The 13,616-nt window shown below is 65.1% G+C and carries 12 protein-coding genes and 1 pseudogene; 11 read left to right on the top strand and 2 right to left on the bottom strand.

All coding sequences use genetic code 11. The features are described 5' to 3' along the window. Positions 1–49: 49 nt before the first annotated feature. Complete coding sequence (gene prpR, locus ACTJKF_RS17430) at positions 50–2,032, bottom strand: propionate catabolism operon regulatory protein PrpR (RefSeq protein ID WP_440624741.1); 1,983 nt, start codon at positions 2,030–2,032, stop codon at positions 50–52. A gap of 170 nt (positions 2,033–2,202) precedes the next feature. Between prpR and prpB the strand changes: the two genes are divergently transcribed. The 11 genes and pseudogenes from prpB to ACTJKF_RS17375 all read left to right on the top strand — a co-directional run bounded on the left by prpB (position 2,203) and on the right by ACTJKF_RS17375 (position 12,963). Beyond that, complete coding sequence (gene prpB, locus ACTJKF_RS17425) at positions 2,203–3,096, top strand: methylisocitrate lyase (RefSeq protein ID WP_440624740.1); 894 nt, start codon at positions 2,203–2,205, stop codon at positions 3,094–3,096. Positions 3,097–3,137: 41 nt separating this feature from the next. Next, positions 3,138–4,310 (top strand): bifunctional 2-methylcitrate synthase/citrate synthase, encoded by a 1,173-nt coding sequence (gene prpC, locus ACTJKF_RS17420; RefSeq protein WP_440624739.1) that lies wholly within the window; start codon positions 3,138–3,140, stop codon positions 4,308–4,310. A gap of 82 nt (positions 4,311–4,392) precedes the next feature. After that, entirely contained in the window at positions 4,393–6,987 is a 2,595-nt protein-coding gene (acnD, locus tag ACTJKF_RS17415) for a Fe/S-dependent 2-methylisocitrate dehydratase AcnD (protein ID WP_440624738.1), read from the top strand. Between the two features lie 27 nt (positions 6,988–7,014). After that, complete coding sequence (prpF, locus tag ACTJKF_RS17410; protein WP_440624737.1) at positions 7,015–8,205, top strand: 2-methylaconitate cis-trans isomerase PrpF; 1,191 nt, start codon at positions 7,015–7,017, stop codon at positions 8,203–8,205. Positions 8,206–8,517: 312 nt separating this feature from the next. After that, the gene (locus tag ACTJKF_RS17405) at positions 8,518–9,567 is read left to right on the top strand and encodes a CaiB/BaiF CoA transferase family protein (protein ID WP_440624736.1); all 1,050 of its coding nucleotides are present in this window, start codon (positions 8,518–8,520) and stop codon (positions 9,565–9,567) included. A 247-nt stretch (positions 9,568–9,814) separates the two neighbouring features. Continuing rightward, the gene (locus ACTJKF_RS17400) at positions 9,815–10,492 is read left to right on the top strand and encodes a PAAR domain-containing protein (RefSeq protein WP_440624735.1); all 678 of its coding nucleotides are present in this window, start codon (positions 9,815–9,817) and stop codon (positions 10,490–10,492) included. Continuing rightward, complete coding sequence (locus ACTJKF_RS17395; RefSeq protein WP_440624734.1) at positions 10,489–11,049, top strand: hypothetical protein; 561 nt, start codon at positions 10,489–10,491, stop codon at positions 11,047–11,049. The genes ACTJKF_RS17400 and ACTJKF_RS17395 overlap by 4 nt, the downstream gene beginning before the upstream one ends. After that, complete coding sequence (locus tag ACTJKF_RS17390) at positions 11,046–11,660, top strand: hypothetical protein (protein ID WP_440624733.1); 615 nt, start codon at positions 11,046–11,048, stop codon at positions 11,658–11,660. Before ACTJKF_RS17395 ends, ACTJKF_RS17390 begins: the two co-directional genes overlap by 4 nt. Beyond that, positions 11,657–12,361 (top strand): hypothetical protein, encoded by a 705-nt coding sequence (locus tag ACTJKF_RS17385; protein WP_440624732.1) that lies wholly within the window; start codon positions 11,657–11,659, stop codon positions 12,359–12,361. The genes ACTJKF_RS17390 and ACTJKF_RS17385 overlap by 4 nt, the downstream gene beginning before the upstream one ends. A 136-nt stretch (positions 12,362–12,497) precedes the next feature. Next, positions 12,498–12,746 (top strand): type II toxin-antitoxin system Phd/YefM family antitoxin, encoded by a 249-nt coding sequence (locus ACTJKF_RS17380; RefSeq protein ID WP_440624731.1) that lies wholly within the window; start codon positions 12,498–12,500, stop codon positions 12,744–12,746. Next, positions 12,736–12,963 (top strand): annotated as a pseudogene (locus tag ACTJKF_RS17375) (type II toxin-antitoxin system RelE family toxin). Before ACTJKF_RS17380 ends, ACTJKF_RS17375 begins: the two are co-directional and overlap by 11 nt. 121 nt (positions 12,964–13,084) lie before the next feature. On the opposite strand, the gene ACTJKF_RS17370 reads toward ACTJKF_RS17375, so the two are convergent. Next, complete coding sequence (locus tag ACTJKF_RS17370; protein WP_440624730.1) at positions 13,085–13,528, bottom strand: PaaI family thioesterase; 444 nt, start codon at positions 13,526–13,528, stop codon at positions 13,085–13,087. Positions 13,529–13,616 lie beyond the last annotated feature (88 nt).

Below are 13,616 nucleotides of genomic sequence, written 5' to 3'. Positions count from 1 at the left end.
GGGTGCGTCCCGGCGCGTCACGCCCCGGTCGCGTGCATCCCGCCCGAGCTTATTTCGCCGACAGCTTCCGCCACAGCGTCGTCTTGCTGATGCCGAGCATCGCGCACGCGCGGTCGCGGTCGCCGCCGCACGCGTCGAGCACCGCGCGGATCTCGTCGGCTTCCGCGCGGCGGCGGCGCGCGTGGAGGGTCTGCACATCCTCGGCGTCGGCCGCATCGGGCGGCGCCGCGAACAGCTCGGGCGCGATCGCCTGCAGCGCGTCCGGCGCAAGCGCAGCGCACGCGGCGCCCGGATCGTTCTCGTCGACTTCCTCGGCCAGCTCCACCGCGATCCGCTCGACCACGTTCTGCAGTTCCCGCACGTTGCCGGGCCAGCGGTAGCGCGCGAGTGTCGCCTGCGTCGCGTCGAGCACGCGCATCGCATCGCCGGTCTCGCGCACGCGTTCGGCCAGCCGCTGCTCGCGCCGCGCGGCCTGCACGAGCAGCGTGGCGGCGAGCGCCGGAATGTCGGCGGCGCGCTCGCGCAGCGGCGGCAGCCCGATGTTGAGGATGTTGAGGCGGTAATAGAGGTCGGCGCGGAACGTGCCGGCTTCGACCGCCGCGAGCAGCGGCCGGTGCGTCGCGGCGATCACGCGCACGTCGATGCGGATCGGCTCGGTCGAGCCGAGGCGGATCACCTCGCGCTCCTGCAGCACGCGCAGCAGCCGGCTTTGCAGCGACGGCGGCATCTCGCCGATTTCGTCGAGAAACAGCGTGCCGCGGTGCGCGGCTTCGAACAGTCCGGTCTTGCCGCCGCGCCGCGCGCCGGTGAACGCGCCTTCCTCGTAACCGAACAGCTCGCTCTCGAGCAGTGCCTCGGGAAACGCGCCGCAGTTGATCGCGACGAACGGATAGCTGCGCCGCACGGACAGCGCGTGCAGGCTCTGCGCGATCATTTCCTTGCCGGTGCCGCTTTCGCCGAGCACGAGCACGGTCGCATCGGATTTCGCATAGCGGCGCACGAGATCGCGCACCCGCGCCATCGGTGCGGATGCGCCGACCACATCGTCGAGCGCGTAGCGCGCCGCGAACTGCTGCGTGTTCGGCTGCGAGCGCAGCGCGCGGTCGAGCCGTTCGACGGCGCGCGATTCCTGGAACGTCAGCACGCTGCCCGACGTCACGCCGCGATCGACGAGCGGCCCGCGATGCACGACGTAGCGCACGCCGCGCACGGTCGCGAGCGCGTCGCCGTCCTCGCCGCGCAGCGTGCGCAGCTCGGGCCGCAGATCGACCAGCGCGCGGCCGACGGCCGCCGCGGGTTCGACCCCGAGCGCCGACGCGAGCCGTTCGTTGATCGCCTCGACGCGACCGCGCGCATCGAGCGCGACCACGCCGTCGCGCAGGTGCTGCAACAGGGTGTCGAGCCGCTGGCGGCGAAACGCCTCGGCGTGCGTCGCATACGCGACTTCGAGCGCCGTCTCGACCGCCTTGCGCACCGACGCGTGCGAATACAGGAACACCGCGCCCATGCCGGCGCTTGCCGCGAGATCGGTGACGAGGCCCGGCCCGACGATCGTCTCGATGCCGCGGTCGTGCAGGTCGTGCACGCAGGCTTCCGCTTCCTGCGCGGACTGATATGACGCAAACTGCACGTCGAGGCCGTAGGCGGCGACGAAGCGGCGCACTTCGGGCGGCGTCTCGCCGGCGCTGACGAGCGCGATCCGCGACGCGTCGCGCCGGGCACGGGCGAGCGCCTGCATCACGTCGAAGCCGGTCGGCGACACGACCACGACCGGCACCTGCGCGCGCGTTTTCAGGAAGCCGCCGTTCGAGCCGGCCGCGACGATCACGTCGGGCCGCGCCGTGCCGGCCTCCGCGATCGCGCTCAGCGCGTCTTCGTAGGCGCGCGTGACGATGCGCACGTCGGCGCGTTCGTCGAATTCGCCGGCGATCTCGCGAAACAGGTCGCGCAGGCGGCTGATGCCCATCGCCCAGATGCGCGGGCGCACCGTGCGGTCGGCCGGGCCGACGGGCTTGGTCGAGGAGAGGTCCATGGCGACCGATTATGCGCGTGCGATTTCATTTTTGAAACATGAAATTGCCAAATTGAAACAGATGGGCAATGAAACGCCCGGGCCGGTTGCTTAAGAATCAGTAGGTTAGCGGCGTTTCGCGAGCTGGCCCGGTCCTTGCTGTTAATGGGCATTCCTTCAGGAGGCCGTTCATGAGCAACACGCATCTTCAGAGCGCCGGCGCGAAATTTCGCGCGGCAGTCGCGGCCGAGCAGCCGCTGCAGGTGGTCGGCGCGATCACCGCATACGCAGCCAAGATGGCGCAGGCCGTCGGCTTCAAGGCCGTCTACCTGTCGGGCGGCGGCGTCGCCGCGAATTCGCTGGGGATCCCCGATCTCGGCATCAGCACGATGGAAGACGTGCTGATCGACGCGAACCGCATCACCAACGCGACCGACCTGCCGCTGCTCGTCGACATCGATACGGGCTGGGGCGGTGCGTTCAACATCGCGCGCACGGTCCGCTCGTTCATCAAGGCCGGCGTCGCGGCCGTGCACCTCGAGGACCAGGTCGGCCAGAAGCGCTGCGGCCACCGTCCGGGCAAGGAAGTCGTGCCGGTCGACGAAATGGTCGATCGCGTGAAGGCCGCGGTCGATGCCCGCACCGACGACCAGTTCGTGATCATGGCCCGCACCGACGCGGCCGCCGCCGAAGGGATCGATGCCGCGATCGAGCGCGCGATCGCCTACGTGGAAGCCGGCGCGGACATGATCTTCCCCGAAGCGATGAAGACGCTCGACGACTACCGTCGCTTCAAGGCCGCCGTGAAGGTGCCGATCCTCGCGAACCTGACCGAGTTCGGCTCGACGCCGCTGTTCACGCTCGACGAACTGCGCGAGTCGAACGTCGACATCGCGCTGTACTGCTGCGGCGCGTATCGCGCGATGAACAAGGCCGCGCTGAACTTCTACGAGACGCTGCGCCGCGACGGCACGCAGAAGGCCGCCGTGCCGACGATGCAGACCCGCGCCGAGCTGTACGACTTCCTCGGCTATCACGAATACGAGCGCAAGCTCGACGAGCTGTTCGCGCAGGGCAAGAAGTAACGCGGCCCGACATACGAATCCGAATACTGGAGAACGGAAACATGAGCGAGACGAAAGACGCAGCAGCACCGGCCGCCGCAGGCGCATTCAAGCCGAAGAAGTCGGTGGCGCTGTCGGGCGTGACGGCCGGCAACACCGCGCTGTGCACGGTCGGCAAGACCGGCAACGACCTGCACTATCGCGGCTACGACATTCTCGATGTCGCCGAATCGTGCGAGTTCGAGGAAATCGCGCACCTGCTCGTGCACGGCACGCTGCCGAACCTGACCGAACTGGCGGCGTACAAGACCAAGCTGCGCGCGATGCGCGGCCTGCCGAACGCGCTGAAGGCCGCGCTCGAGCAGATCCCGGCCTCGGCCCACCCGATGGACGTGATGCGCACCGGCGTGTCGGTGCTCGGCACCGTGCTGCCGGAGAAGGACGATCACAACCTGCCGGGCGCGCGCGACATCGCCGATCGCCTGATGGCGTCGCTCGGCTCGATGCTGCTGTACTGGTATCACTTCTCGCACAACGGCAAGCGCATCGAGACGGAAACCGACGACGACTCGATCGGCGGCCACTTCCTGCACCTGCTGCACGGCAAGACGCCGTCGAAGTCGTGGGTCGACGCGATGCACACGTCGCTGATCCTGTACGCGGAGCACGAGTTCAACGCATCGACGTTCACCGGCCGCGTGATCGCGGGCACGGGCTCGGACATCTACTCGGCGATCACCGGCGCGATCGGCGCGCTGCGCGGTCCGAAGCACGGCGGCGCGAACGAAGTCGCGTATGAAATCCAGAGCCGCTACAACTCGCCGGACGACGCCGAAGCCGACATCCGCCGCCGCGTCGAGAACAAGGAAGTCGTGATCGGCTTCGGTCACCCGGTCTACACGATCTCCGATCCGCGCAACAAGGTCATCAAGGGCGTCGCGCACAAGCTGTCGAAGGAAGCGGGCGACCTGAAGCTGTACAACATCGCCGAACGCCTGGAAGCGGTGATGTGGGACGCGAAGAAGATGTTCCCGAACCTCGACTGGTTCAGCGCCGTGTCGTACCACATGATGGGCGTGCCGACCGCGATGTTCACGCCGCTGTTCGTGATCTCGCGCACGTCCGGCTGGAGCGCGCACATCATCGAGCAGCGCGTCGACAACAAGATCATTCGCCCGAGCGCGAACTACACGGGTCCGGAAGACCTGCAGTTCGTGCCGATCGAAAAGCGCTGAAACGCCCGCCACGCGCGCCGGCGCCCCTGATGCGGGCCGCCGGCGCGCGCGGAACGTCTTACCCCGAATTCCGCCCCACATCATGAATACCGCCAACCGCAAACCCCTGCCCGGCACGTCGCTGGACTACTTCGACGCGCGTGCCGCGGTCGACGCGATCGCCCCCGGTGCGTACGACACGCTGCCGTACACGTCGCGCGTGCTCGCCGAAAACCTCGTGCGCCGCTGCGATCCGGCGATCCTCGCCGAGTCGCTGAAGCAGATCGTCGAGCGCAAGCGCGAACGCGACTTCCCGTGGTTTCCGGCGCGCGTGGTGTGCCACGACATCCTCGGCCAGACGGCGCTCGTCGATCTCGCCGGCCTGCGCGACGCGATCGCCGACGGCGGTGGCGACCCCGCGAAAGTGAACCCGGTCGTGCCCGTGCAGCTGATCGTCGACCATTCGCTCGCCGTCGAGTGCGGCGGTTTCGATCCGGACGCATTCGCGAAGAACCGCGCGATCGAGGATCGCCGCAACGAGGATCGCTTCCACTTCATCGAGTGGACGAAGAAGGCGTTCGAGAACGTCGACGTGATCCCGCCCGGCAACGGCATCATGCACCAGATCAATCTCGAGAAGATGTCGCCGGTGATCCAGGCGCAGGATGGCGTCGCGTTCCCGGACACCTGCGTCGGCACCGACAGCCACACGCCGCACGTCGATGCGCTCGGCGTGATCGCGATCGGGGTGGGCGGGCTGGAGGCGGAGAACGTGATGCTCGGCCGCGCGTCGTGGATGCGCCTGCCCGACATCGTCGGCGTCGAGCTGACCGGCAAGCGTCAGCCCGGCATCACCGCGACCGACGTCGTGCTCGCGTTGACCGAATTCCTGCGCAAGGAAAAGGTGGTGGGCGCCTATCTGGAATTCCGGGGTGCCGGTGCCGCGAGCCTCACGCTCGGCGACCGCGCGACGATTTCGAACATGGCGCCCGAATACGGCGCGACGGCCGCGATGTTCTTCATCGACGGCCAGACGACCGACTATCTGCGCCTCACCGGCCGCAGTGACGAGCAGGTGAAGCTGGTCGAGACCTACGCGAAGGCGGCGGGCCTGTGGGCCGATACGCTGGACCACGCACAATACGAGCGCACGCTGACGTTCGACCTGTCGAGCGTGGTGCGCAACATGGCCGGCCCGTCGAACCCGCACAAGCGGCTGCCGACGTCCGATCTCGCCGCGCGCGGGATCGCCGGCCAGTGGGAAGAGAAGGCGGGCGAGATGCCCGACGGCGCGGTGATCATCGCCGCGATCACGAGCTGCACGAACACCAGCAACCCGCGCAATGTGATCGCCGCGGCCTTGCTCGCGCGCAACGCGAACGCGAAGGGGCTCACGCGCAAGCCGTGGGTCAAGAGCTCGCTCGCGCCCGGCTCGAAGGCGGTCGAGCTGTATCTGGAAGAAGCGAACCTGCTGCCGGAACTCGAGAAGCTCGGCTTCGGCATCGTCGCGTTCGCGTGCACGACCTGCAACGGGATGTCGGGCGCGCTCGATCCGAAGATCCAGCAGGAGATCGTCGACCGCGACCTGTACGCGACCGCCGTGCTGTCCGGCAACCGCAACTTCGACGGCCGCATCCACCCGTATGCGAAGCAGGCGTTCCTCGCATCGCCGCCGCTCGTCGTCGCGTATGCGATCGCCGGCACGATCCGCTTCGACATCGAGAAGGACGTGCTCGGCCATGACGAGAACGGCCAGCCCGTCACGCTGAAGGACATCTGGCCGACCGACGAGGAGATCGACGCGATCGTCGCGTCGAGCGTGAAGCCCGAGCAGTTCCGCAAGGTCTACGAACCGATGTTCGCGCGCACGGCCGATGCGGGCGAACGTGCGGCGCCGCTGTACGACTGGCGCGCGCAAAGCACGTATATCCGCCGTCCGCCGTACTGGGAAGGCGCGCTTGCCGGCGAACGCACGATGAAGGGCATGCGCGCGCTCGCGGTGCTCGGCGACAACATCACGACCGACCACCTGTCGCCGTCGAACGCAATCCTCGCGAACAGCGCGGCCGGCGAGTATCTCGCGAAGATGGGCCTGCCGGAAGAAGACTTCAACTCGTATGCGACGCACCGCGGAGACCACCTGACCGCGCAGCGCGCGACCTTCGCGAACCCGACGCTCGTCAACGAGATGGCGGTCGTCGACGGCGCGGTGAAGAAGGGCTCGCTCGCGCGCGTCGAGCCGGAAGGCAAGGTCATGCGGATGTGGGAAGCGATCGAGACGTACATGAATCGCAAGCAGCCGCTGATCGTGATCGCCGGCGCCGACTACGGCCAGGGCTCGTCGCGCGACTGGGCCGCGAAGGGTGTACGGCTCGCGGGCGTCGAGGTGATCGTCGCCGAAGGGTTCGAGCGGATCCACCGCACGAACCTGATCGGGATGGGCGTGCTGCCGCTCGAGTTCAAGCCGGGCACGAACCGCACGACGCTCGGCATCGACGGCACCGAGACCTTCGACGTGATCGGCGAGCGCAAGCCGCGCGCCGATCTCACGCTCGTGATTCATCGCAAGAACGGCGAGCGTGTCGAGGTGCCGGTGACGTGCCGGCTCGATACGGCCGAGGAAGTGTCGATCTACGACGCGGGCGGCGTGCTGCAGCGTTTCGCGCAGGACTTCCTCGAATCGTCGCAGGCGGCTTGACCGGGGTACACAGGGACAACGCAAAACATGGCTCACATTCCTCAAATCAGGGTTCCCGCGACGTACATTCGCGGCGGCACCAGCAAGGGCGTGTTCTTCCGGCTGCAGGACCTGCCGGATGCCGCGCAGGCGCCGGGCGCCGCGCGCGACGCGCTGCTGCTGCGCGTGATCGGCAGCCCCGATCCGTACGGCAAGCAGATCGACGGGATGGGCGGCGCGACCTCGTCCACCAGCAAGACGGTGATCGTGTCGAAGAGCGCGCGGCCCGGTCACGACGTCGACTATCTGTTCGGGCAGGTCGCGATCGACCGCGCGTTCGTCGACTGGACCGGCAACTGCGGCAACCTGTCGGCGGCGGTCGGCCCGTTCGCGATCAGCGGCGGCCTCGTGGATGCGGCGCGCGTGCCGCGCGACGGTGTCGCGACCGTGCGGATCTGGCAGGCGAACATCGGCAAGACGATCATTGCCCACGTGCCGATCGTGAACGGCGCGGTGCAGGAGACGGGCGACTTCGAGCTGGACGGCGTCACGTTCCCGGCCGCCGAAGTGCAGCTCGAGTTCATGGACCCGGCCGCCGATGAGGAGGGCGCGGGCGGCTCGATGTTCCCGACCGGCAACCTCGTCGACGATCTGGCCGTGCCGGGCATCGGCACGCTGAAGGCGACGATGATCAACGCGGGGATTCCGACCATCTTCGTCGACGCGGAAGCGATTGGCTATACGGGCACGGAGCTGCAGGACGCGATCAACGGCGACGCGAAGGCGCTCGAGAAGTTCGAGACGATCCGCGCGCACGGCGCGCTGCGCATGGGGCTGATCGACACGCTCGACGAGATCGCGACGCGTCAGCACACGCCGAAGGTCGCGTTCGTCGCGAAGCCGGCCGACTATGTCGCGTCGAGCGGCAAGCGCGTGAATGCGGGCGACGTCGACCTGCTGGTGCGAGCGATGTCGATGGGCAAGCTGCACCACGCGATGATGGGCACGGCGGCGGTCGCGATCGGCACGGCCGCGGCGATCCCCGGCACGCTCGTCAATCTGGCGGCGGGCGGCGGCGAACGCAACGCGGTGCGCTTCGGGCATCCGTCGGGCACGCTGCGCGTCGGCGCGGAAGCGCAGCGCGTGAACGGCGAATGGACTGTCACGAAGGCGATCATGAGCCGCAGCGCGCGCGTGCTGATGGAAGGCTGGGTGCGTGTGCCGGGGGATGCGTTCTGACGTATGGCGGGTTTAGCGTGCAAGACTGCGCGCGTGGACCTCGCCCCCGATCCCTGCGAAGCGGAACCGCTGCGCAGGGATTTTTTTGTTGGATGCAGGGATTCCGGTCGGCAACGCATCGTGTCGGAGTGCGGGATGACCCACGGTGATCGACCGCGAAGCATGGGACCAGCGTAAGTGCTAAAGCGCTAACGTGGGTCGACCGCGAAGCATGGGACCAGCGTAAGTGCTAAAGCGCTAACGCTGGTCGACCGCGAAGCATGGGACCCACGTAAGCGCTAAAGCGCTAACGTGGGTCGACAGGAGAATCGCATGTCGCTTGATGCACCGCTTGCCAGCGTCCATATCGTCGAATTCGAAGGTCTCGGCCCCGGCCCGCTCGCGGGCTGGATGCTCGCCGGAATGGGCGCGCGCATCACGCTGATCGCGCGCCCGGCCGGCCGCACGAGCGCGCCGGACGCGCTGCAGAGCCGCGACGGCGACTTGCTGCGCGAAGGCAAGTCGATCGTCGAACTCGATCTGAAGAACCCGGCCGGCCGCGACGCGGCGCTCGCGCTGATCGCGCAGGCCGACGCGCTGATCGAAGGGCTGCGGCCCGGCGTGATGGAACGCCTTGGCCTCGGCCCCGACGATTGCGCACGCCGCAACCCAAAGCTCGTGTATGGACGCATGACGGGCTGGGGCCAGGACGGGCCGCTCGCGGCCGCCGCCGGACACGACCTGAACTATGTCGCGCTGACCGGGCTGCTGTCGCTGTCCGCGCCGCGCGACGGCCGGCCGGGCGTGCCGCCGACCGTCGTCGGTGATGCGGGCGGCGCGCTCGGGCTCGCGTTCGGGATCGTCTGCGCGTTGTTCGACGTGCGCGGCGGCGGTGCGGGGCGTGTGGTCGACGGCGCGATCGTCGACATCGTGTCGATGCTTGGCTCGCTCGCGCTGTGGGCGCGCGCGAACGGCCAGCTCGATGGCGCGCAGCCGAGCCTGTTCCACGATGCGCCGTTCTACGACGTGTATCGCTGCGCGGACGGCGAATGCGTGACGATCGGTGCGCTCGAGCCGCCGTTCTACGCGCTGCTGGTCGAACGGCTCGGGCTGACCGACGTCGATCCGGCGTCGCAGTACGATCGCACGCGCTGGCCGGCGTTGAAGGTGCGTTTCGCGGAGGTGTTCGCGCAGCAGCCGTCCGCGCACTGGCGTGCGCTGCTCGAAGGCAGCGACGCGTGCTTCGCGCCGGTGCTGAGCGTGGCCGATGCGGTCGAGCATCCGCACAACGCGGCGCGCGGGATTTATCGCATCGATGGGAACGGCAACGTTCGGGCGCGTGTGGCGCCGCGGTTTTTACCGTTGAAGGGGGATGACGCCTAATCGCATCCCGAGGTCCGATGGCGCTTGGAGAGTGCGGTTGCAACTTGTCTCAACTCGGCAATGCGCTGAGCCAGACTTTGCCCAATCCTTAGCATTCCATCGATCGACAGAACGGTGAGATCTTGAGGAAAAGCGAATAGCCTCGTTATCGCGGTAATTTCGAATTCGTCTGATTGTTATTCCTTGCTCGTTCAAGCAAATTTTGTGTTGAGCAGTCCTTATCCATTTGTCGAGAAAGGAAATCTGGATGAAGAGCGAGCAGAGCGCACCGACTTATCTTTTCGCCACCATCGGAGCACTTACTAAGCGCGGCGGTCGTGTGACTGAGTGCACTAGTGGTCTCACTGTCGCTGGGCTTGCTGTTGCCCGTGTTGGCGATGTAGTGACGTACGAGGATGGGAGCGAGGCTGTCATTACCGATGGTGCCGGAAATTGTGCGGTTAGCCGGGACAAGCCGTTTGCACTTGTAGGTAGCCGCTTGAGCAACGGTGATCGTATCGTCGAAACGCTTCAGCGGTTGTGGGGCATTCATATCCCGGCGGGTGAGGCGGTCGACGGTTTGTTCGATGCGGCTTATGTGCCTGCGCCAGCGACGCCCCGCTATCGGCTCGCAGTGCGAGGGGCAACGACTGCGCGAGGTGGCGTGCTGTGCAACGTTACCGGCGCATGGGACACCGGGATACGGCTTGGCAAAGCCGGTACGGTTGGGGATCGTGTCGCCTATGCAGACGGCTCGACTGCGACAATCGTAAGCGGCCTCGCGCTAGTGGACAACCCTGGCTTCGAGCCACTGGCCTTTGTTGGTAGCGAACTGGATAACGGCGACACCATTACGGACAGCCCAGAACGCGAGGGTCTCGCATCCGCTTGTAACTTCGCACCGGTGAAGTGTTCGACCGTCGCATGCCAAGGTGACGTCGCGTGATTCGCTATTTCCTTGCAGAGGGCGATCAGGGCGGCAGCGCCATGATTACGGAGGGATTGGAGCACGTTACTTGTTCCAATCCGCCGCCGCTGGTGCATATTGCGACGCTCTCCATGAAAACATACTGTGCGGCGTGTAAGCAGGAAGGGTTTATTGCTCCCCAAGGTCCGCGGTGGCCGGGTACCGGGCCGAATGGCAAGCCTTGGGCGTTGAGTGGCGACATCAACGTCTGTGGTTGCAATCCTCCTCCTGTTTTTTACGCGGAGCGCGGGATGAGCATGTCTTTTACGGCAGAGGAAGCGGCGACGCTTGTTGCTCCGCGTACGGGCACCTATGTTCCCGTGAACGCGAACGTAGATGAGGATCTCGAGCGCTACTTCGAAATCTGTGACGCGATGACCGGTGCCCCTGTCGAGGGAATGACCTATGCGCTGGCAAGCGATGCGCAATCTCTCGTCTCCGACGCGGTGCTAACGGGAGGGAAGACTCGCGCGTTTTCGTTGAAGGACCATCCGAATCTCGTGTTCGTGGCGTGGCGTGAGGGGGATGTGCGATGAGTAGCGTGATCGATCGAGACGTGCGATTGCTTGCCGCGATTGCCTACGGGGAAGCCTCCACGGCGAACGCCTCGGAGGAAATTGGTGGGATTGCGTTTGCGGTTGCAAATCGATGCCGAGCGTGGGGAGGAAAAACAGTCTTCGAACTACGTGCAGCCGACCCGAATTATTCGTATGCATGGGACGGCTCCAACGTAAGGTTCAACAAGTTGATGCGCACGCCTGACAGCGAAATCGCATTGAATCCTGGGATGGCACTGGCTGTTGGGTGGGCTCAAAAAGCGTTGCGCAGTGAACTGCCGGATCCCTCGAACGGAGCGTTCTGGTGGGATGGTCTGGACTTCAAAACCAATTACAGAAATCATCCCAAGGTTCGTGATGGTTTTAAATGGGGTTCGCCAGCAGACAATATTTTCGGCGTGCCGGAGAAGCGGCGCGAGATTATCGTTCGATGGAAGATCCGTCATAAGAGAACCGGGAAGATCGTTGATGGTGGCGAACGCGGGCGCTACGACGCGGTATGGGTGTCAACGGCCGCGCACGGGAGCACGGTATTTTGGCGGCACAATTCTGACTACCTGAAAGCGAGCGGGGGAAAGGCATGCCGATGAAATCCGGAGTGATGTTGGCGATAATATGTGCTGCCTTCGCAAGCGGTGCCCGTGGCTCGACGATCTACAGTGGCTATGACGAGTTCTACGCGGCCCAATCGAATGCTGCATTTAGCGGCCCGGTCGAGCACGACGCAAGCGTTCTATATTCCAATCGCGATGGGGATGTCTACGGTTATTTTGATGTCAAGTCGAACGGTAGGGCAGTACACGTCGAAGTAACGGGGAACCGCGTAACGATAGGCGGAAGAACCTACCGCTTCGCGGATGCAACGACATTCTCGGGTGAATATCCGGTTGAAATTTATCCCGGCAGTGCGAACATGTTTTTCACCGAACGGACACACCGCCGGCCGTCCGCTCTCTGCGTTGAAGGGAGCGGCAGCGGATCGGGCGAAGCTAATCGTCGCAGGCAAATTTACTTGCTGATCAATCCGTTGGCACCGAAAAAGGAGGTGACTTTTCTTCATTTGCCGAGCTTGCTTTCATCCTGTCGGGCCGTATTGGTAACAAAGGACGGGACGCTCGCATTTCCGAAGAACAACTATTTGTTGGACGATGCGCAGGAGTCTCGTATTGGTCTTTTAATGTCGTACTACGCTTTTGAAAAGAATCGGTTCGTCCCCGTCCTGAACGACATTCGCCTTCGATTTTCGCGTCCTGACGTTCCATTTCAATTTTCGGTTCAGGACAAGGAATAAGGATCGCTGAAGCAGATCGTCGGCGAACCAGATTCACGCCGTTTCCGCTGGCACGGCACAGCGCGGTGAGCAGAGATAGAGCTAAATTCGGTGCTAAATGGAGCGAAATCCGATTCCAATCGATGAAGGTGCCGACATGCGCTACATCGTCCTGGCCAACGTTGCAGCGAGTGTTTCGGAATTGAAGCGCAATCCCATGGGAACTGTTGCGGCGGGCAACGGCTCTCCGGTCGCGATTCTGAATCACAATGAACCCGCGTTTTATTGCATTCCTGCGAAGACCTGGGAGGCGATGGTCGATCGTCTCGAAGATATCGAAGGCAACGCCCTCGCTGACACGCGCATCAAGGACAGGATCGTCAAGGTCAAGCTAAATGACCTTTGAACTTGCCCTTCTCGAGCTTGCGTTGAGAGTGGACGGAGCTCGATCGCACCATCCGCGACCAGTTCAAATCCCGGCTCGCCGAGCGGCTCGAGAATCCCCGCATTGCGTCGGCTACCGACTCGTCTACGAAGTGCGCGATACGGAAGTGATCGTACTGGTTGTCGCAGTCGGTCGCCGTGACCGCGATGCAGTCTATCTTGCCGCGATGAAGCGATAGGCCGGACGATACCCGACGCGTGTGCTGCCGCGGTTTGGGGGCCACGTTGCATCGCTGGTGTCCGGAAGTGCGATCGAAAACGCGCCGACAGGCAATCCGCCGCCTCTGGGTACGAAGCAACTTACGCCGTTTCCTCCGGCGCATCCGGCATCTTGCCGTCGCCGACGCGGTTGATCGTGCCTTGCGCGATCGCGACGAGCCGCTCGTGATCGCCGTCGATGACGAACACATGACACTGGCAGGTCGCCTGATGCCGCCCCGCATAGACGACCTTCGCACGCGCGACGAGCGTGCCGTTCACCGCCGGCCGCAGGTAGTTGATCTTGTATTCGGCGGTGATGACGCGCGGGCCGAGCACCAGCGCGCCGGCGAACGTCAGTGCGTTCTCGGCGAGATAGCCGATCACGCCGCCGTGCACGAAGCCATGCTGCTGCCGCAACTCCTCCCGCACGGGCAGGCACAGCGACACCTCATTGTCGCCGATATGCATCAGCTCCGTGCCTAGCAGCATGCTGAACGGTTGCGCGCGCAATGCGCCGCGCGCGTGGTCCGTGATGTCCGTCATCGCCTTCCTCGCAATGCGTGTCCGCTTGCGCTGAACTCTAGGAAGGGGGATGCGGATAAGCAAGGAAATTCGTCCGCATTTCGTGCAA

It is taken from the genome of Burkholderia sp. 22313 (assembly GCF_052045245.1).
Classification (GTDB): domain Bacteria; phylum Pseudomonadota; class Gammaproteobacteria; order Burkholderiales; family Burkholderiaceae; genus Burkholderia.
This window is presented reverse-complemented; position numbering and strand designations above follow the sequence as displayed.